At 38.3% G+C, this 26,134-nt stretch carries 26 protein-coding genes; 7 read left to right on the top strand and 19 right to left on the bottom strand.

Translation table 11 applies throughout. The annotated features are described in order from the left end of the window. The first annotated feature begins 60 nt into the window (after positions 1 to 60). Entirely contained in the window at positions 61 to 1,269 is a 1,209-nt protein-coding gene (locus G6053_RS17635; RefSeq protein ID WP_241254757.1) for an MFS transporter, read from the top strand. Positions 1,270 to 1,702: 433 nt separating this feature from the next. On the opposite strand, the gene G6053_RS17640 is transcribed toward G6053_RS17635, so the two are convergent. The 13 genes from G6053_RS17640 to G6053_RS17695 form a co-directional block, all read right to left on the bottom strand. Then, entirely contained in the window at positions 1,703 to 2,443 is a 741-nt protein-coding gene (locus tag G6053_RS17640; RefSeq protein WP_165307541.1) for a hypothetical protein, read from the bottom strand. Between the two features lie 17 nt (positions 2,444 to 2,460). Beyond that, the gene (locus tag G6053_RS31025; protein ID WP_206531758.1) at positions 2,461 to 2,907 is read right to left on the bottom strand and encodes a bestrophin family ion channel; all 447 of its coding nucleotides are present in this window, start codon (positions 2,905 to 2,907) and stop codon (positions 2,461 to 2,463) included. Further along, positions 2,908 to 3,411 carry a bestrophin family ion channel gene (locus G6053_RS31030; protein ID WP_206531759.1) on the bottom strand — a complete coding sequence of 168 codons (504 nt, stop codon included), beginning with the start codon at positions 3,409 to 3,411 and terminating at the stop codon, positions 2,908 to 2,910. It abuts the gene before it with no gap. A 74-nt stretch (positions 3,412 to 3,485) separates the two neighbouring features. After that, the gene (locus tag G6053_RS17650; protein ID WP_165307543.1) at positions 3,486 to 4,145 is read right to left on the bottom strand and encodes a potassium channel family protein; all 660 of its coding nucleotides are present in this window, start codon (positions 4,143 to 4,145) and stop codon (positions 3,486 to 3,488) included. Between the two features lie 41 nt (positions 4,146 to 4,186). After that, positions 4,187 to 5,563 (bottom strand): aldehyde dehydrogenase family protein, encoded by a 1,377-nt coding sequence (locus G6053_RS17655; protein ID WP_206531760.1) that lies wholly within the window; start codon positions 5,561 to 5,563, stop codon positions 4,187 to 4,189. Between the two features lie 15 nt (positions 5,564 to 5,578). Beyond that, complete coding sequence (locus G6053_RS17660; RefSeq protein WP_241254758.1) at positions 5,579 to 6,013, bottom strand: hypothetical protein; 435 nt, start codon at positions 6,011 to 6,013, stop codon at positions 5,579 to 5,581. An 87-nt stretch (positions 6,014 to 6,100) separates the two neighbouring features. Beyond that, complete coding sequence (locus tag G6053_RS17665) at positions 6,101 to 6,361, bottom strand: hypothetical protein (RefSeq protein WP_206531761.1); 261 nt, start codon at positions 6,359 to 6,361, stop codon at positions 6,101 to 6,103. 61 nt (positions 6,362 to 6,422) lie between these two features. Then, the gene (locus tag G6053_RS17670; RefSeq protein WP_165307544.1) at positions 6,423 to 7,163 is read right to left on the bottom strand and encodes an SDR family oxidoreductase; all 741 of its coding nucleotides are present in this window, start codon (positions 7,161 to 7,163) and stop codon (positions 6,423 to 6,425) included. Positions 7,164 to 7,270: 107 nt separating this feature from the next. Further along, the gene (locus G6053_RS17675) at positions 7,271 to 8,017 is read right to left on the bottom strand and encodes a type 1 glutamine amidotransferase domain-containing protein (RefSeq protein WP_165307546.1); all 747 of its coding nucleotides are present in this window, start codon (positions 8,015 to 8,017) and stop codon (positions 7,271 to 7,273) included. 64 nt (positions 8,018 to 8,081) lie between these two features. Beyond that, positions 8,082 to 8,837, bottom strand: coding sequence for an SDR family oxidoreductase (locus G6053_RS17680; RefSeq protein WP_165307547.1), 756 nt, complete (start codon positions 8,835 to 8,837; stop codon positions 8,082 to 8,084). A 73-nt stretch (positions 8,838 to 8,910) separates the two neighbouring features. Continuing rightward, a complete protein-coding gene (locus G6053_RS17685; protein ID WP_165307549.1) occupies positions 8,911 to 9,465 on the bottom strand; it encodes a TetR/AcrR family transcriptional regulator in 555 nt (184 codons plus the stop codon). Between the two features lie 531 nt (positions 9,466 to 9,996). Beyond that, on the bottom strand, positions 9,997 to 10,539 hold the full coding sequence (locus G6053_RS17690) for a hypothetical protein (RefSeq protein WP_165307551.1): 543 nt from the start codon (positions 10,537 to 10,539) through the stop codon (positions 9,997 to 9,999). After that, positions 10,497 to 10,961, bottom strand: coding sequence for a hypothetical protein (locus G6053_RS17695; protein WP_165307552.1), 465 nt, complete (start codon positions 10,959 to 10,961; stop codon positions 10,497 to 10,499). Before G6053_RS17695 ends, G6053_RS17690 begins: the two co-directional genes overlap by 43 nt. Positions 10,962 to 11,425: 464 nt before the next feature. Between G6053_RS17695 and G6053_RS17700 the strand changes: the two genes are divergently transcribed. After that, the gene (locus G6053_RS17700) at positions 11,426 to 11,713 is read left to right on the top strand and encodes a DNA-binding protein (RefSeq protein ID WP_165307554.1); all 288 of its coding nucleotides are present in this window, start codon (positions 11,426 to 11,428) and stop codon (positions 11,711 to 11,713) included. 1,166 nt (positions 11,714 to 12,879) lie between these two features. Here G6053_RS17700 and G6053_RS17705 read toward each other — a convergent pair. From G6053_RS17705 to G6053_RS17720, 4 genes are all read right to left on the bottom strand, one after another. Next, positions 12,880 to 13,551 carry a DKNYY domain-containing protein gene (locus tag G6053_RS17705; RefSeq protein WP_206531762.1) on the bottom strand — a complete coding sequence of 224 codons (672 nt, stop codon included), beginning with the start codon at positions 13,549 to 13,551 and terminating at the stop codon, positions 12,880 to 12,882. Positions 13,552 to 13,678: 127 nt separating this feature from the next. Further along, complete coding sequence (locus G6053_RS17710; RefSeq protein ID WP_165307557.1) at positions 13,679 to 14,077, bottom strand: hypothetical protein; 399 nt, start codon at positions 14,075 to 14,077, stop codon at positions 13,679 to 13,681. 69 nt (positions 14,078 to 14,146) lie between these two features. Then, on the bottom strand, positions 14,147 to 14,773 hold the full coding sequence (locus tag G6053_RS17715) for a hypothetical protein (RefSeq protein WP_165307558.1): 627 nt from the start codon (positions 14,771 to 14,773) through the stop codon (positions 14,147 to 14,149). A gap of 58 nt (positions 14,774 to 14,831) precedes the next feature. Continuing rightward, positions 14,832 to 15,245: a hypothetical protein gene (locus tag G6053_RS17720; RefSeq protein WP_165307560.1), complete on the bottom strand. Its 414-nt coding sequence runs from the start codon at positions 15,243 to 15,245 to the stop codon at positions 14,832 to 14,834. Between the two features lie 321 nt (positions 15,246 to 15,566). Here G6053_RS17720 and G6053_RS17725 point away from each other — a divergent pair, with 321 nt between their 5' ends. Beyond that, positions 15,567 to 18,038 (top strand): outer membrane beta-barrel family protein, encoded by a 2,472-nt coding sequence (locus G6053_RS17725; RefSeq protein WP_165307561.1) that lies wholly within the window; start codon positions 15,567 to 15,569, stop codon positions 18,036 to 18,038. A gap of 37 nt (positions 18,039 to 18,075) precedes the next feature. Here G6053_RS17725 and G6053_RS17730 read toward each other — a convergent pair whose 3' ends face one another. Further along, complete coding sequence (locus tag G6053_RS17730; RefSeq protein ID WP_108633601.1) at positions 18,076 to 18,411, bottom strand: nuclear transport factor 2 family protein; 336 nt, start codon at positions 18,409 to 18,411, stop codon at positions 18,076 to 18,078. 900 nt (positions 18,412 to 19,311) lie between these two features. On the opposite strand from G6053_RS17730, the gene G6053_RS17735 reads away from it, so the two are divergent. The 3 genes from G6053_RS17735 (at position 19,312) to G6053_RS17745 (ending at position 22,702) form a co-directional block, all read left to right on the top strand. Next, positions 19,312 to 20,202, top strand: coding sequence for an AraC family transcriptional regulator (locus tag G6053_RS17735; protein WP_241254759.1), 891 nt, complete (start codon positions 19,312 to 19,314; stop codon positions 20,200 to 20,202). A gap of 41 nt (positions 20,203 to 20,243) precedes the next feature. After that, a complete protein-coding gene (locus G6053_RS17740) occupies positions 20,244 to 21,200 on the top strand; it encodes a nitrilase family protein (RefSeq protein ID WP_165307563.1) in 957 nt (318 codons plus the stop codon). Positions 21,201 to 21,388: 188 nt separating this feature from the next. Then, entirely contained in the window at positions 21,389 to 22,702 is a 1,314-nt protein-coding gene (locus G6053_RS17745) for a HAMP domain-containing sensor histidine kinase (protein WP_165307565.1), read from the top strand. Between the two features lie 10 nt (positions 22,703 to 22,712). Here G6053_RS17745 and G6053_RS17750 read toward each other — a convergent pair whose 3' ends face one another. Further along, complete coding sequence (locus G6053_RS17750) at positions 22,713 to 23,582, bottom strand: pirin family protein (protein ID WP_165307566.1); 870 nt, start codon at positions 23,580 to 23,582, stop codon at positions 22,713 to 22,715. 380 nt (positions 23,583 to 23,962) lie between these two features. Here G6053_RS17750 and G6053_RS17755 point away from each other — a divergent pair, with 380 nt between their 5' ends. Next, on the top strand, positions 23,963 to 25,231 hold the full coding sequence (locus G6053_RS17755) for a sialidase family protein (RefSeq protein WP_165307568.1): 1,269 nt from the start codon (positions 23,963 to 23,965) through the stop codon (positions 25,229 to 25,231). The last annotated feature ends 903 nt before the right edge of the window (positions 25,232 to 26,134 follow it).

Genomic DNA, 26,134 nt, shown 5'->3' on the forward strand with positions numbered 1-26,134 from the left:
CTGTACCTGTATTGCAAATGTAATATTTTTAATTTTGAGCCTTACTATTGAATAATAAAAATGAATACAAATCATAAAATCAGTAAAAACGACAGGTCTTCAAATGCACAAATGCCCCCCTTTATTTTGGTCGCTATTCTTTCTCTAGGTACCTTCATTGTCTTTTTTCAGGGATTCATGGTTGCTCCCATACTCCCACAACTTTCAGCTATTTTTAATGTCTCAATCCAGCATGTCAGTTTCATCGAACCAGCATATCTCTTAAGCTATGGTCTTTCGACGTTAATCTATGCGCCATTGTCAGACAAATATGGGCGTTTACCCGTGATTATTTTTTCGATCTCCGGATTTATAATAGTTACAGCCCTCACCGCTTGTACTGACACTATCGGCAATCTCATATTTCTACGGTTATTGACTGGACTAGTTGCTGGAGGAGTAGCACCAACAACTATCGGCTGGATCGGCGATCGGTTTCCGTACGAAAAAAGAGGGCACGCACTAGGCATTTTTTTTGGCTTTATGGCTGCGGGCACAGCATTTGGCTCAAGTGCTGGTGCATTGTTGACCGCTTTCGTTGGGTGGAGAATGTTATTTTGGATAGTTGCTGGAATGGGACTTTTCATCTTGGTTATCTTTCTTTATACCAGACAAAATTTCATACAGAAACAAAATAACAATGCAATAATACTCAAAAGTATTTTTTTTGAGTATTATTGCATACTCAAAACACAAAGGGGCCGTCGAACCTATATCTTTGTGCTGCTGAACTCCATGTTTCATAGTGGAATATTTGCCTGGACAGGATATTACTTTTTTAGTAATTACCATCTTAACGAAAAAGGCGTAGGATTAGCACTATTGGGATACGGTATACCAGGACTTATTTTAGGACCATTCTTAGGGAAGATGGCTGATCGCTATGGTCGCAATAAAATTATTCCAATAGGAATCACAATCGGAGCAATATCTGTTCTCCTGCTTTCAATGCATTACTCCTTGTTGGTCTCCTGTCTTTTGATCGCTACGCTCTCGTTAGCATTTGATATGACACATCCCCTGTTTGCAGCAATTATCACTACGCTTTCTGAGCACAAGGGAGTTGCTATCGGTCTATTTGCGTTCGTCATGTTTATGGGATATGGCCTAGGGAGCCTGATATTTAGTCTGATCATAAATCTGGGTATCAACGAAAGTTTCCAAATTTATGGCCTATGCGCAGCAGTAGGAGCTATAGCATCATTTTTTTCGTTCAAGAGTGAAAAATGATTAATGCAGATCCAAACTAGAAAAATCCCCGGGAATCTTTTAATAAAACAAGAAAGAGTTGACCGTTGTCAACTCTTTCTAGATTGTTATTGTATAATGCTTGAAACAAAGTAGATACCATTGTGCAAAACCATTATTCAATGCACAGACAATATTAGTTATGTTAGGGTATTTAATATTTCCATTATTGAAAAAGAAAAGAAACTTATTTTGGTCTTTATCAATGAAATACTTAGCTAATCAACTATTATTAAATTTGTTATATTTCTGTTTGACATTCTTTGGACAGACAATTCAATACGATAATGTCTTTGCTGCTGCCATAATGGATTCCAATGAGAAAACCAGCTGATAAACAATTTTCTGCAGTTAAATTAATAGTGATACAGAACCTCTTATTTCTTTATCCAATATTCTACGATATACTTCGATTTTACAAACCATCAAAGTACTCTTTCATCAGGCTTTTTCGCTCGTGAGTTTCAAGGTTGATATATTCAAACTTTTTATATTGGCAGAAAGATCCCATATCTTTATCTCCGTTAATAAAAATACCGCCTACTAGAATTACATATTTACATGGATAGCTGGTTTCTTTGGTCAGTACCTCGATCCGTTCATCTATGGCTTCATACATGATCTCTGTCGCTTCAAAAATTTGATTTTCCGCATTCAGGATTCTTTCTTTATGGTGGAGAAAAATTTGCTCGATGGTATTCATCTGAAAATCCAGCGAGGTAACATTTCCTTCTATGATCTTCCCTGCTGCAAGCTTTCCAAGTGCTCCTTTTGCAGCACCGCAACAGGCTGAATTACTACTCTGTCCTATCCTGCTGATTTCTCCTATTTGCCCTTCTTTAGTGATTCCAATGTGCGGAGCATAAAAGATGATCACCGCCCCATCTTCCGGAACATGATGGGCAAAAGCTCCCATTCCCGTAAGTCCTGCAAAAGGGAAACCGTCAAGCCCTCCCAAATGAAACGGACCAAGCATTTCATAGGCTCTTGGCGGATATTGTATGGCATTAACATCATCGCAACACATACTATCTGCATGCATTAACTGATTGGGCTTTAAACCCAGGTGATTTTCAATCGTATCTAATAACCGATTAACCGTATCAATGGACGTTAAAGCCTTTGGATACCATTTTCTTACAGATTCTAAACTCATAATTTTATTTTTGTGTTTTACATGACAATATTATTCACAGCCTGTATAGCAGGAGGAAGTTCCTTTTCACCCAGCATTTCATGTAGATCAATTTCTATATTCCGGCTGATCTGAGTGATAGGAATATCATTGGCATTTCCTTCAAACGGATTTTCCGTGCTTTCCCCTATTTGCTCCAAAACCAGAAATACCCAGCCTAACAGTACACTGAACGGAATGGTAAGCCACACGATATTGTCGCCAAATTTCTCAGTCATTTTTGAAAATTCTCCTAGGAAACCTAACGGAAGCAAAAAACATAAAGCATTCGTGAAATAGAGATTGATACTTGAAAACTGTCTTGGATAAGGGAAATTCTTGATCCTTTCACATTTTCCCTGCTGATCGTATAATTCTTTGAACTGGTTTTCAAGGGCAGTGTAATTATAATCTGAAATTTTACCTTCTTCATTTAATTTTCTCAACTAGGCAGACTGCAAGGCAATAATCTGTGTCGCCCTATTCTTGGTAGAAAGTACATACTGAAGCTCAGTACTGCTCAAGAATGCTTTGAGTTCATCTTCAACCTTATTTTCCCATTCAGGAACCTTGTAGTATTGCAGGTATTCTTTGTTATAGCTTTTTGTTTTTACATGTTCCCAGCTCTTTGTTTCCCTGAGCTGAAACCTCAATGCCGTAAGCCATGCAAAATGACGGTAGATGATCTGTCGATGTAAAGCTGCTTCCTCTGCTTTATCATCCATCCTTATAAAATCCTTTACCAGAATGCCAAAGCTGCGGCTGTTATTGATGATGGCCCCATAGATCTGGCGTGCTTCCCAGCTTCGGTTATAGGTCTGGGTATTTTTGAATCCAGAAATAAATGCCGCTGCTGTCCCAAGCAGTGCTACCGGGACCCAGGGAATGGCCAGCCACTTCCAGCCCAGAAAATAAAACAACAGTGTTGGAACGATACTTAAAATAAGCATTTTATAAATTTTCGTCCTGGTCCAAGGAATGAAATGGTAAAGTTTATAATGTGAGCCTATATTCATGAATAATTTTAATTTTTTGATGAAAATTTACTGATCAGGATACCGACCAAGACCACTGTATAAAACTGGCCGGCAATCCCCACGAAAGCAGTAATCAGTTTAGTAACATGGGTATTGGGAGTGATATCTCCAAAGCCAATACTTGTAAAAGTAATGGAACAGAAGTAGACCAGATCCATAAAGGTTAGTGCAGGTGATGATATATCAATTCCTTTAAAAGATGCCGCGTCACGGTACTGGAAAAACTGCAGTGAAAAAACCGAAATTTCTATCAGCAGCATATATCCGCTTATGGAAGCAGTAATAATATCTGTATTGATATATCCCGGTTTTATCAGAAATCTGAGCACTTCCACTAAAAGAAAGCAGAAAAATATGACATAATTGATATTCAATATTGTAAAATACCAGGAAACGTCCTTAAAAAACGGAATACCAACAGGTAGCAGCAAAATAAGAATAAAGTGCAGGTTTCTGAACCAATGCCTCCAGCTGTGTTTTCCTGTAAACAGGAAGATAGAGCCCAGACCTAGTACCAGCATGTTGACCGGCCATATAACATGGGTATAAAAATCCATATCTGTAAGAAATATTCCTACAAACAAATGTTGCATCAGGGCCAATAAAAGGATCTCATATTTCCTTTCCTGTAACTTGCGAATGATCATTTACTGTATCGTCTTTATCAAGAATAGAAATACTGCCTTAATTATCCAAAAACACTCAGGTTTTTAGCAATATCTTTACCATCATACGGTGGAAAAACATCTAATTCAAGGTCCGGATTCCCGATCAGCATGGCTTTGGTATTACTTAATGCATCAAACCCCGCTTTTCCATAATATTTTCCCATCCCGGAATAACCTACTCCTCCAAAAGGAAGACTGTCTATCCAGCAATGCAGATTGGTCTGATTGATGCATCCTCCCCCAAATGAAACAGAGTTCAGGAAATAATCTATATTTTCCTGATTTTTACTAAAGATGTAAGCGGAAAGCGATTTAGGTTTTCTTTTAATAATATCTACTATTTCCTTAAAATCGGAGTACACCATTACAGGCAGAACCGGACCAAAAATCTCCTGTTGCAAAGCAGGATCTTCCCATGTGCTTGGATACAGGATCGTTGGTTCCACGTATCTGTCCTTAATATCATACCTTCCACCTAAAACCACTTTTTCAGGGATAATATAGGAAGCTACCCTTTCTGCGTCGTGCTCGCTGATCATCCTTGCAAAATCAGGGCTTAGTTGCGGATCTTCACCATACATTTTTATGGTTGATTTTTTTAGTTTATCTATGAAAACATCTGCAATACTTTCATGCACATATACATACCCCGGCGCAATACACCATTGTCCAGAAATAGCATTGTGTCCCCATGCAATTCTGTCTACTGCAATGTCAAGATTAGCCGTTTCATCTACAACAGTAGGATTCTGACCTCCCAATTCCAGAATAACAGGGGTAAGATTTTCGGCAGCGGCCCTCATGATTACCTTTCCTACAGCCGAACTTCCTGTGAAAAAGATGAAATCAAAAGGAAGTTTTAACAGTTCGGTGATTTCTTCCCTTCCCCCGGTGACTATATTAACGGCTTCCGGTTCGAAGTACTTGGGAATAAGTTCTGCAAAGAGCTTGGCCACGGCAGGCGTTGTATTGGCAGGTTTAAGAATAATCGGATTTCCGGCGGCTAGTGCTGCGATTGCAGGGTCTAAAAGCAATAAGATTGGAGCGTTAAAAGGTCCTATGACCAATGTAACTCCAAAGGGTTCTTTGTAAACGATTCCTTTATTCCCTGTTTTTTCAAGTCCTTCAGGTATGGCAACCTGCTCGGGAGCCATCAGTTGTTTTATATTCTCTTTATAATATTTGATATTGCCCAGGGGAACCGTAATTTCAAACAATTGCTCGAATGGCGGTTTGTTGAAATCTGTTTTTAATGCTTGGCAAAATACTTCCTGATTTTCGGTTAGCATTCTTTCCAGTCTGTTGAGCTGGTCTATCCGCCACTCATAGGTTTTGGTGGCATCTGTATAGAAAAATTCTTTCTGTACATCAAAAATTGACTGATATTTGTTCATCATTTTAAGTTTTGGTTTTTAATTGGCCTGACCTATATCAAGACGAGAAATTTTTTCATCTGCATCGAAATGAAATTTAAAATAGGTTTTAAAATCCCCCCAGCTTTCTGTATGAAAATTCCCATAAATATCCTTTCCCTCATTTTCTACCGTATCTATACTTGTAAATCGCTCATGACCACATGCATCTTTTACAAATTTTTGAAAATCTCTCGGACTTCCGTCATCAAATAGTTTTGCGTCTGTTGTGAAGTAAGATAAGAAGCTCTGGCTGTCACCTTTCTGCCATGCCTCAAAGGCTTCTTTTACGGTATTGTTTGTTAATTTGCTGATATCCATTTTATAATTTTTTGGTTGTGTTTTATTTATCTTTTTATTTTTAGGGGAGTTCTGCTGTCCGCAGCCTGCAAAGCCGAGCAGACATATTGCAGCGGTAATTATTATGCTTTTCATTATGTGCTTTTTAAAGGGTATTGCAGGTAAATAATGAGCAGGTTCAGTAGCGAAAACGGAAGCTCAATAAGAACTCCTTTCAGGTCTTTATCCAGAAGATGCAGACAGATGATGAGCAGAATTCCTGCGGCCATTAAAAAGTTTCCCCACAAAGGTTTTGGGAAATAAGATCAGTAGAGCTGCTATCATAGTAATAGCCCCGTTAATCGCCAGCTTAGTCTTGTTAAATCCCCATTTACCAAACATTTCCATCATTTCAGGTTTTCCGGAAAGCATGGCATATCCCCGTTTAATTCCCATAAATACGGCTATAAGGATCAGTACTGAGTTTATAATTTTTAGTATCATAATTTGTGTTTTATTAATCTTTCGATTGATACTGTCCCTTGTGCAAACAATCCAGCTCTTTTTATGCAAAGCCACCATTAACTCCGATGTTCTGGGCCGTTACCCACTGTGCTGCATCGGATACCAGGAAAGAGATAACATTGGCGATATCCGCAGTTTCACCGATACGGTTAAAGGCTGACATCGAAGCCAGCCTTGCAATGGTTTCTTCGGTTTTACCCTGGGTGAAAAGTTCTGTATTTACGGGTCCCGGTGATATGGAATTAACGGTTATCTTTCTATGCCCCATCTCTTTTGCAAAAACCTTGGTCATCTGTTCGACTGCTGCTTTTGTAGCAGAATATGTACCATAGGTAGGCAGCATCAGCCGGGTAACCGAGCTGGAAATATTAATAATTCTTCCGCTGTCAGAAAGCCGACTTGCGGCTTCCCTCATGGTATTGAATGTACCTTTCACGTTGATGTTGAAAATATGTTCAAAATCATCGTCGGTCGTATCTTTTATCAATTTATAAATTGAAATACCGGCATTATTGATCAGTATATCCACTTTTCCAAAATGCTGGATTACCGTATCAAAAAGAAGTCGAACCTCTGTAGACTTGCTCACATCTGCCTTTACGGCAATGGCATTTCCCCCGTTATTCCTGATATCGGAGACCAGATCTTCGGCAGCAGCTTCCGAATGTGCATAATTTATAACTAATATGCCACCTGCTAAGGCAAGTGCTCTTGCAATATCAGCACCGATACCCTTGGATGCCCCTGTAACCATGATAACTTTTCCGCGAATACTTTCCATTTTTGATCTATATGATGATTAGAAGTAAAATCTGGACAACTATAATTAAGGTTGTTAATCATCCAGATTCTTAAAGTATTACTCATCAACAACTAGAATGAGCTAAATTATTCTGACAAGGCTTCGATGACCAGTTGCGATGCCAGGTAGCTACTATGCTGTTGCTGGGCGGTGATTAGTCTGCCATCCCGTACAGCAAAAGGTTCCAATGCTCCCGCTACTTCAAAGGTAGTATTTGGGTTTTTGCGGGCCTCAGTTTCAATAGTGTACTCATTCACTGTCATCCCGAACATCTGGTTGATCATTGCTTCTTCGCTGTCAGCGAAGCCCGTCCAGGTTTTTCCATCAGCCAGAAGAGCGCCATCACTTAAACGCGTCCACAACAGCAATGATGTTCCATGACAGATCAGACAGGTAATTTTACCAGCCTCATAAAAATCTGCAATAAGCTTATGCAATTTTGCATCATATTTGAAGGTTATCAAAGGAGCACCACCTCCTGCTACACAAACAGCATCATAGTCATTTACATTAATTTCGGAGATTGGTTTGGTGTTTTGCATCCACTTTCCAAATTCTTTGTGGTGCACAAAACCAATACTTATCAGATCGTTAGGATAGGCTCCCGCCGGGTTTTCGGGATTACTGTGCCCATCAAATTTAACGGCCCCTCCATTGGGTGAGGCAACATCCACATCATAACCTGCAATGATAAAATCATAAAAAGGTCTTGTCATTTCTTCAGCGAAAAAGCCTACCTCCATGCCATGAAGACTTGCCGTATTGGAAACAAGGCATAATATTTTTTTCTTCGGATAGCTATGCTGCCCGCGTTTTCTGATTACATTATTCATTTATAATATTTTTTATAGACACAAATGGATGCATCAACGCACCCATTTGTTTAAAATCATTGAATTATCGCGTAGTATACCCACCATTTGCAAAAATGGTCTGACCTGTGATCCACCATCCGTCTGTAACTAAAAACTCCACCAACGGAGCGATATCTTTGATATCGGTCAATCCTCCCAATGCGGAAGCTGACTTATGATACGCTACGGCATCTTCGGTTTCCTGCCCATAAAAGAAAGGCGTGTCCATTGGGCCCGGAGCAACGGCTGTTACTGAAATGCCCCTTGCTCCAAATTCTTTAGACGCAGCTCTTGTAAAATGCTCTACAGGAGCCTTTGCTCCTGCGTAAGTTGAATACAGTCCAGTATACGCTGCTAACAGCGATGTAACGATGGTACATATCTTGCCGTGATCATTTACTTTTTTCCCCGCCTCCTGTAGAAAGAAGTAGGCAGATTTGGAATTGATCCCAAACATAGCATCATACTCCTCTTCAGTAGTCTCGACAAATGGTTTTTTAAGTACCATTCCTACGGTATTGATGGCAATATCAATACCTCCGAATTTAGCAATAGCCTCATCAAAAAAGCGGGTAACATTTTCCACTTTGGTTAAATCACCCTGAAATAAAAATGCATCACTTCCTAAAGCCTGCACTTCTGCTAAAGTCTTTTCACTTTCAGCTTTAGAACTTTCACTATTATAGTGGATAGCTAATTTTGCGCCCTTTGCAGCAAAATCTCTGCTCAATAAACCGCCGAGGTTTTTCCCTCCTCCGGCTATCAGGACAACTTTGCCCTTTAAATCATTGTGTTCCATAAAAATATATTTTATTAAGACAAATCTAGAAAAACTGACGGAATATTCCGTCAGTTTTTCTATTAAAAAAATATTAAATACTGATGGCGTCCCAACACATCTGGATGAACATATTGACAATATCTTCATTGATGTCCATTTTTTCGTCAAGGGCCCACAAAATCCATCCGTTAATAGTGCTAAAAGTAAAAAGACGTAGGCGCCGGGCCGATAAAGGTTTGAACATGTGTTCTTTCAAACCAATTGCATATAATGCATCAAATGCAAGAAAATCTTTCATTGCTATTTCATGAATTTCTTTGGTCAAAATAGGCGATGCTGCAAACTGATAGGAAAATTGAAACTCCAATGGATGCTCCAAGAAATAATAAATCACCCTCTTCCAGAGATAATCAAACTGTTCTCGGATACTCCCTTGCGGGGTATAATTCTTGAAAATATAAGCAGATTCTTCTGATTTTTGCTGGATCCATATCTGTTGTACAATATTTTCCTTACTGGTAAAATATCGATATACGGTACCTATTCCCACTTTGGCCTCTGCAGCAATCTGAGCAATAGTTACGGCATGTACACCATGAAGAACAAATAGTTTGAGCCCTGCTTTTAAAATTTGTATTCTTTTCAAAATAATATGATTATTTTTCAAATCTACTAAAAAATAAATTTTCTTAACTACGTCTAATCCACAAGAAATTAAAGCGAAAATTTCTTGTAAGATAATTAGCATCTGCGTTATTCTGCCGGCTTGTATCTTCTTTCGGTATTATAAAAACAGACATAGTCTTCTACAGATCGACACTATAATATAATGTATAAAAGCACTGTCGATTGTCTATACCTTGCACCCCTTATATATTTTATTTCCAAATTATGTTATAACTCCCTTCGAGTAATTGCACCAAGCAAATCATTATTTGTATACTCCATGCTGAAAATCATAAAAATTACCAGACCAAAAAAGTAAATGTGAAAAAGGCTTGGTAGTAAAAAAAATCACTATATTGTTTTATAAAACCATAGAACTAATGCCATTACAACAAATTGACCTAGATAAGCACCACCGTGTGCATGTCGGAAAAAAGGGTACATTTTTTCCTGACGATAATCCGCTTTACAATTCAACTCCAGAAGAAATTGACGACATTATTAAACATATTTACGACAATAACAAGTCTAAATTACTATTGTATTTCCATGGAGGCTTAGTTTCAGCAGAAGCTGGAGCTGTCGGATTTCTCGTATTGATAGAGATTTTAAAAAGGCCCTCTTTTGTTCCTCCCCAAAAATCTGGTAAACGATCATTATAAAATGCATTTACATCAAGTTTCAGGGCTTTTAAGGTCGTGGAAGGAAATTGTAAACCTTCCAATTTCTGATCTCCCGCTGAGATTATATCATATGCTTTACCTACTACAGGTCTGGAATCCGTACCTAAATCAACAAATCCCAGGCGAAGAGAATTCTGGGGCGGAGCAATGGCAATTTCACTTTTATCTGTTGATTGTTTATGGCTTTTGTAGAAATTCTCCATTGCTTCTATATAGCCTTGTCCAAGTACTTCTATATTTTTCTTCCTACTTCTTTTTGTTTTTATTATAATTGATTTACCAATCTCAACGGCTATTTTTCCTACTGTATAATTTACATCATTAGCATCTACACGACGCCCCTTATGATAAATACCTGCAACATGAGCCATTCATGAACCCAATGTGCTGCAAGTGATAAATAATCATTTTTCTTAATCCAATAATTGAAAAATAACACATTTGTCCTGATTGTTGGATCCCCAGGAATAACTTTACCCACAGTGCTTCCCCCGAGGGAGTCATCCAAGATGATTAATAGATTTATAATAGAATCTGGTAAAGTTTTTCTTTCTTTTCCGGATCTGATTATCTCAAGAATTTGTTCATTACTGACTTTAATGTATTTGCCATTATCATCATACAACGTACTATAGGAGAATTTAGCTTCTTCGATACTCTTTACAAATTCTTTATTATTAACAATTTCAGTCAACAATAATACAGCCTTATCTGCAAATTTCCTTTCATTATCACCTACTTGAGTCCCTTTGAAGCTATCAAGAAACACATTGGTTTTAAAATTGGTTTTCATAAATTACTAGTTTTAATGGTTACATAAATATAGTCAATATTACATCTAAATTTTAAAAATTTTATTGGATACTTATAACAACAAAGTGGAAAAATGTTCCAACCAACACATGCGCTAGAGGGCCATTGAAAGAAAATATAGGAAACCAAAAGAACGTTTGCCTACTCTGCCATAATTTATTTAGAATTTTGAGCCTTACGGATTTTTAAATATCGTAATGATATAAAAAACTGTTGAAATATTCAGAATGTTAAATTCACCAACAATTTATACAATGAATTTCCTAAACTACAACAAATATAAAGCAAACATTCACGAATATTGGTACAATAAAAAATAGTCAATACTTATGTTGATTATTGCTGTATAAAAAACAATCAAGAAGTAGTAAGGAAATAATTGAATTACCAAATCGGAAGCAACTTATATTTTACTTATTGAAAATTCAATATACAGATGGAAATATGCAAACATTAGAATTACTAACTAAAGCAGACCTTGCGCAGTTTAAAATACAGTTACTTAAAGAAATTGAAAAACTGCTGGACGAAAAAATGACGGTTATTCCAAACACGAATAATTCAGATGTTGAATGGATACGCAGTAAAGTGGCTCGTCAGTTTATGAACATATCTGCTGGAACTTTACAGAATCTCCGGATAACCGGAAAAATTCAGTTTAAAAAAGTTTTGGGATCATACTATTATAACTTCCCTGATTTAAAAAACTTATTTGAAAATGGAAAAGCATAGAAGAGATATCATGTTGGACTATTTGACTGTACTTAGTCAGGATCAACGTCTTAATGTCTATCATCTTACTTTGTTATTAGCTATTTTCAAGCTAGCATACATACAAGACCAAAATGAAACTGATTCTATAAATGTAAGTAGAAGTAAACTAATGTATCACTCTCATATTTTAACCATGCCCACCTATCATAAATACTTCAAACAACTTCAAATTTTTGGATATATAAAATATACTCCCTCCTATAATCCCGCATACAAAAGTACGGTTGAATTTCTAAATTTTACGCACCTTATTGGGCTCAACAATAGTATACCATGATGTAATACAATAGAGCTGGTTAATTGCCAACTCTATTGTATTCAAGTTTTTATAAAGTTATATGAGAGCTAATACATATGATCACAGGATTCGAACCGCATTAAACATCACGTAAACAACTAATTATCAAACAGATAACATCTAATAAAAATAATATTAAAATGAAAGGGTTCGAAAACAAACGCCTTTCACCTTATCTTAAAAGGATTCGAACCTTTTTTCAAATTTCATAAAACACTATTTTTAGACACATATACGCAAAATCCAGCTTAAATCAACTAACAGCCGGTTCGATGATAATCCTTCCAAGTTCGCCTGACAGGATTAATATAAAATTTAGTAATTCCACCCTAGATCGTATTTATTTGTTGGACGTTACCTGCAGTAAGAATTTTCATCCCAATCTTTTGAATAATAAAAAGCCAAATAATAGAAGTTTGAAAATACTTAAAATTCAAAATTAAATTTATTTGCCAAATCTCTCAAATAGAGTAACTTTGCTTCAATTATTATCAGTTTGTTTAAGATTGGAGATCAAATGTCCCCAGTAATTGTTAGACACCTGGATATCAAGTAGGTTCATTTTCTGTATCGGCAAGTAAATATACAAAAAAAACAAACCAACAATATACTAATCAACAACTTACATAGACATCAATTTTGTAAGAGATTTTAATATAGTTGGTTTGTTTTGTTACAATTTGCCCCCTATTTGCCCTTCCAACCAATAATATTTTATTTTTTGAAACCAGGATGTTTGATCCTGTCAAGTGAATTTTATAAATGGGTGAAAACAGCCGATAAATCTCCTTAACCAGATCTGACCCAAAGGAAAGGAGTACTTTTATTATTTATCCAATTCGCTGATCGCCTTTTTTACATATTCATCATTGAGTCCATCCCCTGTAATCCTATCACTCCAAGACAAATAGCCATTTTTATCTTTAGCAAAACAACCGGACACCGTACTTTTTACTTTAAAGGTTTTATAGTCTACATTTTTTAAAATCCCCTCACGGTTTTCGTAGATATGATTTTTATCCTTCGCATAACAATCACTAAGAGCTACAAAAGTCGCATGGTCAGCTTCTTCAAAAGTAGAAAAGCTTCCCCCGTAAGCCATTGCATAATGGCGATAAATATGTTTTTTATCTTTATAAAATGCACTGTTTAGCTTTTGAAATGTACTGGTATCAATAATTGTATTCAATGGTTCTTCCGTATTAAATCCCATTCTTGTAAGATAACTATCAACGAAAGTAAAACCCTCACTTCCAATAGCGATCACTTCTTTTAATCCGATGTCTCCTTTTTTATTAATCCACAGATCATCTTTCACAAGTCTCCATTTTAAGCTCCTATTTGTGCTATCAATTGCTTGTGCCAGCATTTTGTACCGCTGTCTCTCAAGCTCATTGGGGCATCTAATATTTTGGATTCCTGTAAACGACAACAGCCCACCAAGTTTCTGTAATTCCTTTTCTTTGAGAGTATTTGTTTGTATCTGATAGATACCCATACGGTATCTGTAGAGATTATCCTCTCCGCAGCTATTAGAATAACGTATCGGTTTCAAAAACGAAACAAGACAAAAAATACAGGCAATTATTATTGCCGCAACAGATATAAATTTCAATAATCGCATATTAGGAAATCTGTCGTGAAGAATAGGGCTTTCGGTATATCAATACCACGAAAACAATTAATATCAATTGCAATACAATGATCAAAAACGCGAATAGTTGGGTTTGAAAAGCCTTCCCCGAAATTTGTCTTTCATTGACACGTTTCAGATCTATCTGATTTTTGATCATTTGTTTTTCGCAGGAATCAAGATCACTCCGTTGATCCACCTGCCACTTTTGCTCACTTGCAAACTGATCATTCTTATTGGACGGAATATCCAAGGAATCCACCAGACTAAGGATAAGCCAACCACAGGTTAGTATAGTTACAACAGCCAAACCAATAACAATGCTTTTCTTTATCGTAAAACTGTATCTCCCATTGTTTCGAGCTATACCATCTTTGTTTTCATTGTCCATAATCATTGAGATAATAGAATAAATATTTTCGGTTAAATATTGCACTGTACCCCAGCAAGTCCATAAAAATCAAGGAGAAGATGTAAATGTGGAATCTTCATCTGACTCAACATAATCTGGATTCATTAATGTTAAATTCTTGGGTTTCGCAATTTCCACAAACTTTTCTTTTTCCAGATCGATGCGCCATATCTTGTTGACTTGCGTAATGATTTCGGCATTAGTGTCATAAAATTCCACAAGATAATCTCCCTGGGTATTATTTTCTATCGCTAATTGAAACTTGCTATAACAGATCCTTGGATAATCGGCCACCACATCCAGTTCGTCTACAATCAAAAAAACAGATTTTCCGTTTGGTTCATGGCGTAAAAATCGCTCTATCACAAATTTGCTCTGCCCCCGCTGGCAATGATCAACACTGGTTGAATACTGTGAAAGTGCATATTTATCCTTTGATACGCCCGCCGCTAACATTGCCCCAAGGCAGGTATGCATCTTCGACACCTCGGATTGATCGGTTGTTTTACCAATAAAAGAAGCGGCAGAAATAGTTCCCTTTTTTACGGAATCAGATTGGATAGTAGCCTCTATTAACTTAGAAGCTCTTTTTTCCCTGTCCTGATCCTGGGTTTTATAACGGCAGGATTGTAATATCGTCCCAACTGCTAAAATCAATGTAAAAACTTTTTTCATAAGACCTATTTTTATCAGACTATTAGCACAGTGCTATTTTTCACTATTTTCTGCTACACTATCCCTTCTTCCTTGAAAAAGATCGTATTTGTTTGACCAAAAAATAGATCAGCCAACTAGAAAAACCGATATAGGCTAAGGTCTGGAAAGCAAACCGCATCGGTCTGTCTGTCCAATTTATCCTTGTATAGCCACCTCCGGTTCTGCTAAATCTCAACTTATATTCGCCTTTTCTTAGCCCCTCAATAGCCATACAGACCGTCATTCCAGCCAATCCTAATAGAAATATGAGCATCCCTACGTGCAATACATTATATGCTAAGCGAAATACCTTTTCAATCCGGTCTTTCCCAAAACCTTTTGCCGATATAATCGTAAGTCCCAAATACAGCAGCAATAAACATACACCAGCGATTAAACTGATAATTCCGATGCATAGTATGACCAGGGGTATTTTTTCTATGATATGCATTTTTAAGATTATTTAACACATTTTGTCTTATGATCTGTAACTAGCCAACGAACTCCTTGTTTCTGTCCTTTTTCCAAGAAAGACTTTTTCCAATACGAGCTTAGATAAGCTCAATATCAAATGAACTAAGTTGACTCAAAGATATCAAGTTATTTTTGGCCGTCACTAGACGAATCTTAAATTAATCCCAACGAATAATAATTGTCTGCAACAAAGAGGATATTCAGCTATTTTCTCCTATCAAATTAATCTGCAACATCTGAATAGCTTTTGCGACATACACCTAACAGCGAAACATACGCTGTGATATAAAATAAGAAAATGCGAACCCAACGGAACCCATGCACGATCATGCTCAGCCATTCAATAAAAAGATCCATTTTAGTGGTATTCAAAAGCCTATCCTTGTGTTTATTGGCAACTCGGCTCTTAGCCCAACAAGCTCAGAAAAATGAATTTACATTATCGGGAAAAATAGCGAATACAGAAATATCTGCACTGGAAATCCACCTATTCAATGCGGATAGCCAGCTGATCAAGACCGAATTCCCCAATCAGCAGGGTGAATTCAATTTTGAAGCACTTCCCAAAGGAGCCTATTACTTCAAAATTCGTCGCGGTCAAGCAGACCTCTACAATTCCGAGGTGATCCAAGTCACACAACAGCATATTATGTTGCCAGAAATTCGCATTAACGAACAACGGCTGGAGACTGTTGTGATCAACAGGTCACGCCCTTATATTGAACGACACGATGGCAAACTGATCTTAAATGTGGAAAGTAGTCTCCAAAATACAGGCGGATCAGCGCTGGAAGTACTTGAAAAAGCTCCCGGTGTCACTGTAGACAAGAATAACAATATTATTCTGCGGGGGAAAAGTAATATTCTTGTCCAGATTGATGGAAAAAATTCGCCGCTTACCGGTGAGGAACTCGCCAATTACCTGCGCGGACTCCCCGCATCTGCCATAGATAAAATTGAACTCATCACCAACCCCTCCGCAAAATACGATGCTGCCGGAACAGCCATTATCAATATAAAACTGAAAAAAGGAACAAATAAAGGGACCAATGGCAGCTTCTCTACAGCAATAGGTGCGGCCAGATACCTTAAAAATAACAACAGCTTTAGTATTAATCACCGTAATGATAAGCTCAACCTTTTTGCCAACTATAATTTTGGCTATCGTGAGGCTTATAATGATCTTATGATCGATCGAAGATTTTATAAGGAAGGTCATTTAGAGAAAACATTCATTCAGGATAATTTCTTTAAGTTCAGCTCCCGCAACCACAATGGTAAAATTGGCTTCGATTACAACCTGACGGACAAAAACCTAGTGGGTGCCTCTGTCAGCTTCACAAGTAATGTATTTAAACCTTTCGGCGATAGCAAAACAACATTAATGGATTCCGATTGTCAACCACTCAACCATACCGCTACACTAAGTCAGACTGATAATATTACAAAAAACATCTCAGCAAACCTCAATCATAAATATCGTATGGATACCCTTGGGTCCGAACTGAGCACCGATTTCGATTTCATTCGCTATATCAACGCATCAAATCAAAGTTTTGATACCAGGACCAGCGATAATAACGGTGCTCCTATAGGTACACCCTATCTCTTAAAAGGCAAGACTGACGGTGATTTGAATATCTATGCGTTAAAGAGCGACTGGATCAAGATCCTTCCAAGGGGTCTCAAACTGGAGACCGGCTTTAAAACGAGTTATGTTAAATCAGATAACGATATCAAGTTTTATGATCATAGTACATCACCTGCAGTGCCTGACAGCAATAAATCCAACCATTACATCTATCAGGAACACATCCACGCAGCCTATGGCAATGTATCCAAAAAGTGGGATAAGCTGAAAACTGTACTCGGCCTGCGCATAGAAAACACCAATGTTACCGGAACACAGCTCACTACCGACCAAATTAATAAGCGGAAATACATGCAATTATTTCCAAGTGTCGTTTTTTCCTATGAGTTCACAGCAGACCATAATCTCGAAGTTAATCTCAGCCGTCGTATCAACCGCCCCAATTATCAACAGCTCAATCCCTTTAAGTACTATATCAATGCGACGACATACCGTGTTGGCAATCCCGATCTAAATGCGCAGACATCACAAAACTACGAGTTGACATATAGTTTCAAAGGTAAATATATAGCTACCCTGAGTTATAGTAAAATAAGCGACAACATCACGACTGTTGTAAAACCCATACTCGAAAATGGAGAAAATATCACCGTTCAGACCGAGGAAAACCTGAAATCAGCCGCCTATTATTCGCTCAACCTGATCGCGCCGCTCAAGCTGACCAATTGGTGGGATATAAACAATAACGCCAACTTCTATTATGGTTCCTATACGGGTAACGTCTCGGGCACACAGATCAACAACATTGGTAATTTTACCCTCGATATAAATAGCATCCATACCCTTAAACTGGGTAAAAATTTCGTCGCCGAACTGGCGGCTAGTTATAAAGCTACAGAAGTGTATGCCTTTGCCCGTATCTCCCCTTACTGGAATGTCAATATTGGGCTGCAGAAGAAATTTAAGGAAAAGAACAGCCTGAAACTCGCCCTTACCGATGCGTTTAACAGCAATAATAGAAAGGGACTGACTGTCTACAATAATTACGAGGAAAATTTCAAGAGCAGAAGAGAGCCCCGTATCCTGACCTTATCTTACAGCTATAATTTTGGATCCAGTAAATCAGTTCAGTCACGTAAAACCGGGGCTGCCGAAGATCTCAGACAAAGGGCCGAATAACTTACTGAAAAGCCCAGAACGACAACCCCCTGGGCTATTATTTATCTGCTATCAATGGCCGTGGATCAAAGACTACCTTCACTTTAAGAATAAGTTCGTTTTCAACCTGGTACCAACCGGCGCTAAAGATCTCCTTCCCTCCCATATCAATATTATAGAAGATTGCAACATGGTTACCGTTTGTCATCACTTCTTTGATATTATATTTAAATTTCATTTTCTTCATATCCGCAATGTAATGATCAGCCGTATGTCGACTCCCCAATACTCCTTCAAAGACCATATCCTTATCCAATAACTCATACGCGGCGGCAAAATCTTCCCTATTTAAACTTTCGAGAAAACTGAGCACAATATATTTCGTTGACTTCATCTATACTGTTTTTTGGTTATTTATGATATATTCAATCGTATTACTACCAATGTAAACATCCGGGCAAAGACGATCAAAATTTGGTTGTAATACCATTTCAAATAAAGAACAACAAAAAGGCGAAAGCGTTTGATATTTTTTATATCCCTTTTCTTCTTTAAATCTGCCAATATCCTATAAAAAATGTTTACTTAATAGAAATGAGCCCATAGTAACTAACCCAATTGAGCCATGCCTAAAAATAAAACTTTATCCGAATTAACTATCGATGAGTTAAACAACAAGAAAAAACAATCTTTAAGTGTCATGATATCCTTCGGTATTATTATATTCATAGCCATTGTAGTGCTACTCTATCTTTCTATTAAGACCAAAAAATATGCACTCTCCGGCATTTCAGCCTCTCTATTCTGTGTTTTTATACCGATCTATATAAATCATACACAAATTAATAAAGAAATCAAATCCCGTCAGTCCATGGAGAACTAATATTTACAAAGCACGCAGCTACACCTATACCTGGAATAGGTTTAATACAACATATTACACCTTTTTACCAAAATAAGGTTCCTCCGATAATGATCAATTCGGTAATTTCTCTTTTTTGGTCTCTGTCGAGGCATGAAAACCTCTTAGACGATACTGGTATTATCTTCCAAACGATAATGCAATATACGGGATACTAGCGCTGAATAATGTTCTTTTCAGCGAATAGAGATTCTCCCCTGTCATTTAATTTCGAGAGGACTTTCACTTGCCCCTTGTTTGTCAAGGAATTATATTTACAATGGACGAATGAAAGCAGGATAAGAGAAAAAACGTATATCCCAAAGCAAGCGGTCAGAAGTATTAACATCTAAGGTTGATCGTTCCAAATATCAAATCCTTTTTTAATTTTCCATGCAAAAGGAAATATGTAAATTTGAAATAAATCAACTCACGGATCAGGTCATGCAGATACCCCCTCCAAAAGAATTATTGCCCTACATTAAGCACTATCTTTTTTTGGAAAGTAATGCTGCTCAGCAAAAAACACTTCGTTTATTCTCTGATGGTAATACCGGAATGGTTTTTCTGCTTCGTCAGGGCCGTTTATCCGTGAATAATAGTCTTTACTTGCCATCATCATTTTTGTATGGTCAGATAAGTCATTTTCAAGATCTCGTTTTAGCCGAAAAGACATCCTTTATTATCACTGTATTCCAACCCGATGGATTATACCAGTTACTTCATATCTCAGCCCGTGAATTAAAAGATCAGATTGTCAATACCCGAGATATTTTTGGACAGTCAGCGACAAGACTCCATGAGGCTCTCGTACAGTGCAAACAACCAACGGATAAGATACAGATATTAAATGCTTTTTTTTACGATTTAATGAGTCAACGTAACTTTTCCGGTCATCCCCTACTTTCCTCAGTATTAAGACATATTAATCAACACAAGGGACTACTTTCTGTTGAGCAACTCGTCCGATATACTGGCTATACCGAGCGGCACATGGAAAGAATATTTGCTGAACAGATCGGAATGAGCCCCAAGAAATTCACCAACATTGTCCAGCTCCATACTTTTTTGAAGTTGCTTCGCAGTAAATCCGATATAACCAGTCTGACAACCATCTGCCATGAAAGTGGATATTTTGATCAATCTCACCTCATTCGGGCATTTAAAAAATACACTGGTATCACACCTTCCGAATATCTGAACGGTACAAGTAGATTAGCCGTCAATTTTATGGAGTTTAACGACATGCACGACCCAATGTCGGGTTTGTACAATTTATCTTAACTGCCCGGGGCTAGATTTGTCCATAGATCAATCAATGAAATATGGAAAAGCTAAAAATTGCTACTGCACAATTCGAGCATAGAAGTGCGGACAAAGCCTATAACTTGAACGTTATAGAGAGACTCTCTAAAGAGGCTGCTGCGCAGGGAGCCGAGGTGATTGCCTTTCACGAATGCTCCATTACAGGTTATACCTTTGCGCGAAATTTAGACAGGCAGCAGATGCTTGACATTGCCGAACCTGTTCCGGATGGCGAAAGTACGCAGAAGCTGATCGCCATTGCCGCCAAATACAACATTACCATTCTCGCGGGACTGTTTGAAAAAGATGAAAATGACAATTTATACAAACCTTATATCTGTGTAGACAAAAATGGCTTAATTGCCAAACACCGTAAACTACATCCCTTTATAAGCCCACATCTAACAGCAGGACAAGACTATACTATTTTTGAAATTAAAGGATGGAAATGTGGTATTCTAATCTGTTACGATAACAATGTCATAGAAAATGTACGAGCGACAAAATTATTGGGAGCAGATATCATCTTTATGCCACATGTGACCATGTGCACACCTTCATCCAGACCGGGCGCAGGTTTTGTGGATCCGGGGCTCTGGCATAACCGCGAAAACGATCCGACTTCACTACGTCTGGAATTTGACGGAATGAAAGGACGTAGCTGGTTGATGAAATGGTTGCCCGCGCGAGCCTACGACAATGCGGTCTACGTTGTTTTTTCAAACCCCATCGGAATGGATGATGACCAGTTAAAGAATGGCTGTTCGATGATCATAGACCCCTTCGGCGATATCCTGGCCGAATGCCGTACCTTTGAAGACGATTTTGTCACTACCACAATTACACCTGAAAAACTAATTCAGGCTGGTGGACATCGCTATATCAACGCCCGAAGGCCAGAGTTATATCAAGAGATTATCGGCCGACAACATAAATCGGCCCAAAAAGTTATCTGGCTGCAACCAAACAATAACTAATTCCCCAACAACTGATTTAAGGCTTTTCAAGAAGGCCTTAAATCAGTTGAACGATAACAGACATCCCTAGCTGCCCCAGCCATCTGTTAACTAAAGTTTTGCGAACATTTTTTTCGTTAAGCATCGCTCTAACACCTTATTTATGTTAATTTAGCAGATTCATATTCACTAGCAGATTAAATAAAATTATGAGCTTTATCCGAAGATATTGGAACATACTTACGAATATCGGTACGCATCCGGATATGTCCTATGTTAACCTCAAAAGGATACAGATGGTCAATCTGATTGCCATGCTCTGTTTATTGCCCACACTCTGTTTTTTTGTCCTTAACACCATGGACCAGCGCTATCTGCTGTCAACCATCAACCTATCCAATTCAATCTGTTCGATTTCTGTGCTCTTTTTACAATATGATGGTAAACATAATTTTGCAAAAGCAATGTTATTGGTCAGTAATTTTATTTTTTTCTTCTTAGGCGCTATATTATTTAAAAATGGAGGCGAGTATTTTCTGCTGTGTACGTTAATTGCATCAATATTACTCTATGACGACCGCCGCATCCATATTATTTTCTGCCTTGCAACTGCTATTGCTATCACTTTACTCTATTTCTATCCCACGATTGTCCCCCTGGCTCAACGTGTGCCTAAGTTCAGACTGATCTTCAATATCTGTAATGCGCTAGCGTTTATCGTTATCGCAGTTAATTTCTTCCTACAGATTATTTATAATAATACAGAGAAGATCGAGGAACAACGTCGCAAACTGGAATCCATGAACCGTGACAAGGAAAAAATATTTTCCATCGTCGCCCATGACATCAAAAGCCCGTTTGCCAGTCTCGAAGCATTGGTATTGATGCTGCGAGATCAAATACTCAACAATAATATATCCAAAGAATATATACAGCAACTGTATCAACAAATTGTGCATCAAAACCAGGCACTGGACGATTTTCTTCAATGGGGCAGCAGTAGTATGCGCGGAATTACCAGTCCGGCGACATTGGTAGTAATCGAACCATTGGTTCATGATATCATAACCCTATTTGCTGATCAGATACAGGCGAAACAGCTCAAGACTGAAATTGACATACCCGAATTAACTCATATACTCGCGAATAGGGATCATACGATCATTATTCTCCGAAATCTTATTAGCAACGCCATCAAATTTAGCTATGTAGCTGGAAAAATAAGCATCTATTGTACTGAGGATGAAAAGTACACCCATATTCATATCCAGGATGAGGGCATTGGAATTAATCCTTCCAAATCCGCACTGCTGTTCAATGTGATCCAGCACAAATCATTCGGTACGGAAGACGAGCCCGGATCGGGTCTGGGGCTCGTATTATGCAAAGACCTGATCGAACGCAATAAGGGTGTAGTAGATATACAGAGTATCCCCCACAAAGGTTCCATTTTTACCGTTGGCTTACCCACTTACCCTACAGTGGACAATCCCACAAAAAAAACAGCACAAACCCGTTATTAAAATCAACAACCTATTCAAGTGTGCCGAATTTACCAGCCTGAAAATCTTCAAAAGCCTGATAGATTTCCGCTTGTGTATTCATCACGAAAGGGCCATAACTCACAATAGGCTCGTCGATAGGTTCTCCGCTCATAAACAGTAAGACGGCTTGTTCATTGGCCTTGACCTCTATTTCCTCACCATTATTTTCAAACAGCACGAAACTATGTTCTTTGGCCAACTGCCCATTTACCTCTGCTTCTCCATTGACGACCAGAATAGCAGAATTATGATGTTGTGGAACACTAAATGTTACCTGGTGTAACTTTTCCAATTTTATATCAAAGAGATTGACTGCCGTATATGTCTCAGCCGGTCCCTTTGTATCCTGAAATTTACCGGCTATGACGTTGATGACACCTGCCCCATCAGGTAGCAGTACTTTGCCCATCTGATCCGCGGTTATATTCTGATAATGTGCTGTGGCAGACTTGTCTTTTGCCGGTAAATTAACCCAAAGCTGCACCATTTCGAAAGGACCTCCAGTTTTAGAAAAGTTTTCTTCATGATATTCTTTATGCAATATTCCTGCCCCAGCTGTCATCCATTGGACATCACCGGGATTAATAACACCACTGTTGCCCGAACTGTCATGATGCGCTACACTGCCTTTATAAGCAATTGTTACGGTCTCAAATCCTTTGTGCGGATGAACATCTACTCCGCGGATATGATCAGATGGACCAAAATCAAACTCCGCATTAAAATCTAACAAAAGGAATGGACTCATCCGCCTTTTGGTAATTCCGTTACCGGGAACCATATTATACACGCGGAATCCATCACCTACCATACCTGGTTTTGAAGGACGAGGGAATATTTTTTCAATTGATTTTTTCATTTTTAGTACTCCTATCTTATGAATCTATACATCAGCAACAGTGCACTTGCTTGCTTTTGTATAGTCAAATTTACACCATCAAGGAGATACAAACCAATAACCTAGCTTAAGCGTAAAACTTAATGTAGATTAAGCATCTGCGAACGTATCATGTGCTGTAGGCTTTTAAAAATGAGTAATAGCAACACAAAAAAACAGCAAGTAAACAATATTAAAACCTGCGGCGAGATTCGCATAAGCCTCCGAAAAAAGCGGCATCCGTGGAACATAGTTATTTGGCTCACCGGAATGTTATTTATCAGAAACAACATTTAGAAAATAATCGTAACTTCATATAAAGAACGATTTCTTATTGACCACTAGACCTTAATTGTTGTAATATGCTCTACCAATACTTAATTAAACCAGCTTCAGTACTAACTTTTATTTTCCTTTCCCTGCCGTTTTTTTCAGAAGGACAAGTCCTCAAGCCGGCAACCGTAAACAACATAAAACAGAACGGGACCATCCAATGGGACGATTCCAGCCGACGTCGAATCTCCTCACCCAATTTCGCCAGATATTCCGGCTATGGGCGAATTATCCAGCTATCGGACGAATCGTTGCTCGCTGTTTATGAAGCAGACGGAAATATTGTTGCTGCCAAAAGTCAGAATCTTGGTGACAGCTGGTCAGAGCCCATCGTTATTTCAGCAGCGAAGAAAGGCGTCAAAATGTGCGTACCAGACCTTATTAAACTCGACAATCAGCGTATTCTCGCATTCTATAATGCACGTCCTTATGACATTTCCCCAAGCCGAAAGTTCGGCATCCATCTTAGACAAAGCACGGACGGCGGACAGAGCTGGGAAGCTGAACAGATACTTTACCAAGCTGGGCACCAATTCGAAAATGGATGCTGGGAACCATCGGCCATCCAATTACCAAATGGCGAAATCCAGCTCTTTTTTGCTAATGAAGGACCCTACACAAAAAGCAATGAGCAAAATATATCTATGCTGCGATCCATTGACCATGGAGCTAGCTGGAGCAAAACACCATCTATCGTCAGCTTTCGCCCCGGAAAACGGGACGGGATGCCTGTACCACTATTGCTGAGGAATAAAAAAGAAATCGTTCTAGCCATAGAAGACAATGCCGTTCGTACTTTTAAACCCTATATACTACGCAATACACTTCAAAAAAATTGGGCAAATACCATCTCCGGCAAGAGTGCTGATCGCAGTTACGCATTACATGATCCCATTGCTAATGAAGTCTATGCTGGAGCCCCCTATATTAGACAGTTAAGCACAGGTGAGACGATACTTTCCTATCAGAGCACAGAGGGCCGCACCAACAAAATGGATTATGCCGATATGAAAGTGCTGATCGGAAATGAACGGGCAATGAATTTCAAAAACAAATCGGTCCCGTTTGTCATCCCGCAAAATAAATCCTGTCTCTGGAATAGCATCACCGTACTAAGCGATGATACAATCCTTGCGGTTACGAGTACGAACGCATATTCAGATCAAACCGAAGTATGGATGGTCAAGGGAAAATTTCTTCGAGACACAAAAGATCAGGGAACAAAAGATCAGGAAAAAACAGAAAAAAAATTCACCATGCTCGCATATTCTGCAAAAAAAGCACGACACAAACATTAATAGTTACTATAATTAAAACAAAACAAATAACTCAAAAACAACATGTTAAAAATATAATAAATCCAAATTTCTCGCTATAAGGCTAGAAATAAGCATCGCTTGCACAGGCTGTACTAGTAAATGATTTTCAGTGCCATGGAGAAAACAATGATTTTTACTGATGGCGTCATCCCATATAAACCGAATACGCACGCAACGCTCGAAATGACACCACAGCACTATCCATTCCAGAGCCCAATTAGCCGCTGTGTTCAATTTTCTTTCGAAAATGAAGTTCCTCTAGGCCGAAAGGGCAAACCTCCCGCTAATCCCCTTATTAATACATCTACATCCATCAATGCAGCACTGCATTGGTTAGACTATAATAACTTCTTTCATATTTACATAGCATGTCAGCTGATATCACACTGAAATGCTATGTAGATGACCGCATCTGCACAAATATTCCTTAGTCCCCGCCATACACCTTAGCCAAAACAACTTTGTACACAGCAATAGCCAACTTCCCCAATGGGCAAAACAAGGTTCTAAAAGTCCAGAAATTCATAAAAAAACCCAGAAATACTGCCATAACCAATGGTTATATCGACCCACTATTATTAGTACACTTTTTATTTATATAAAAATCATAACAAATTAAACTTCAAACAACAATAATATTAAAAAGCCATATTTTAACACGCCCCAGCAGATTAGTTAGAATCCGGTATTTGACAACATATAAAGATCCAGCCTACTTTTCCTTTTCGTCAAATTGCATACCATCGAGTTTGCCTATCACGGTTGTCGCATCTGTAACTTTTGGTATCAACCTTATATAAAACTTTCACACTGCATCCCAGAAAAAGGTTTTCGATAGATTCAGACTGGTGACTACTGGCCAGCCCGCCCCCGCCCCCGAGA

The organism is Sphingobacterium sp. DR205 (assembly GCF_011064245.1).
GTDB classification, from domain to species: Bacteria; Bacteroidota; Bacteroidia; order Sphingobacteriales; family Sphingobacteriaceae; genus Sphingobacterium; species Sphingobacterium athyrii.

Coding starts and splice junctions, on each gene's coding strand:
- G6053_RS17635 (WP_241254757.1), top strand. CDS start 61: ATGAATACAAATCATAAAATCAGTAAAAACGACAGGTCTTCAAATGCA.
- G6053_RS17640 (WP_165307541.1), bottom strand. CDS start 2,443: ATGAGTTTAGAATCTGTAAGAAAATGGTATCCAAAGGCTTTAACGTCC.
- G6053_RS31030 (WP_206531759.1), bottom strand. CDS start 3,411: ATGCTTATTTTAAGTATCGTTCCAACACTGTTGTTTTATTTTCTGGGC.
- G6053_RS17650 (WP_165307543.1), bottom strand. CDS start 4,145: ATGATCATTCGCAAGTTACAGGAAAGGAAATATGAGATCCTTTTATTG.
- G6053_RS17655 (WP_206531760.1), bottom strand. CDS start 5,563: ATGATGAACAAATATCAGTCAATTTTTGATGTACAGAAAGAATTTTTC.
- G6053_RS17660 (WP_241254758.1), bottom strand. CDS start 6,013: ATGAAAAGCATAATAATTACCGCTGCAATATGTCTGCTCGGCTTTGCA.
- G6053_RS17665 (WP_206531761.1), bottom strand. CDS start 6,361: ATGATACTAAAAATTATAAACTCAGTACTGATCCTTATAGCCGTATTT.
- G6053_RS17670 (WP_165307544.1), bottom strand. CDS start 7,163: ATGGAAAGTATTCGCGGAAAAGTTATCATGGTTACAGGGGCATCCAAG.
- G6053_RS17675 (WP_165307546.1), bottom strand. CDS start 8,017: ATGAATAATGTAATCAGAAAACGCGGGCAGCATAGCTATCCGAAGAAA.
- G6053_RS17680 (WP_165307547.1), bottom strand. CDS start 8,837: ATGGAACACAATGATTTAAAGGGCAAAGTTGTCCTGATAGCCGGAGGA.
- G6053_RS17690 (WP_165307551.1), bottom strand. CDS start 10,539: ATGGCTCATGTTGCAGGTATTTATCATAAGGGGCGTCGTGTAGATGCT.
- G6053_RS17695 (WP_165307552.1), bottom strand. CDS start 10,961: ATGAAAACCAATTTTAAAACCAATGTGTTTCTTGATAGCTTCAAAGGG.
- G6053_RS17700 (WP_165307554.1), top strand. CDS start 11,426: ATGCAAACATTAGAATTACTAACTAAAGCAGACCTTGCGCAGTTTAAA.
- G6053_RS17705 (WP_206531762.1), bottom strand. CDS start 13,551: ATGGGTATCTATCAGATACAAACAAATACTCTCAAAGAAAAGGAATTA.
- G6053_RS17710 (WP_165307557.1), bottom strand. CDS start 14,077: ATGGACAATGAAAACAAAGATGGTATAGCTCGAAACAATGGGAGATAC.
- G6053_RS17715 (WP_165307558.1), bottom strand. CDS start 14,773: ATGAAAAAAGTTTTTACATTGATTTTAGCAGTTGGGACGATATTACAA.
- G6053_RS17720 (WP_165307560.1), bottom strand. CDS start 15,245: ATGCATATCATAGAAAAAATACCCCTGGTCATACTATGCATCGGAATT.
- G6053_RS17725 (WP_165307561.1), top strand. CDS start 15,567: ATGCGAACCCAACGGAACCCATGCACGATCATGCTCAGCCATTCAATA.
- G6053_RS17730 (WP_108633601.1), bottom strand. CDS start 18,411: ATGAAGTCAACGAAATATATTGTGCTCAGTTTTCTCGAAAGTTTAAAT.
- G6053_RS17735 (WP_241254759.1), top strand. CDS start 19,312: ATGCAAAAGGAAATATGTAAATTTGAAATAAATCAACTCACGGATCAG.
- G6053_RS17740 (WP_165307563.1), top strand. CDS start 20,244: ATGGAAAAGCTAAAAATTGCTACTGCACAATTCGAGCATAGAAGTGCG.
- G6053_RS17745 (WP_165307565.1), top strand. CDS start 21,389: ATGAGCTTTATCCGAAGATATTGGAACATACTTACGAATATCGGTACG.
- G6053_RS17750 (WP_165307566.1), bottom strand. CDS start 23,582: ATGAAAAAATCAATTGAAAAAATATTCCCTCGTCCTTCAAAACCAGGT.
- G6053_RS17755 (WP_165307568.1), top strand. CDS start 23,963: ATGCTCTACCAATACTTAATTAAACCAGCTTCAGTACTAACTTTTATT.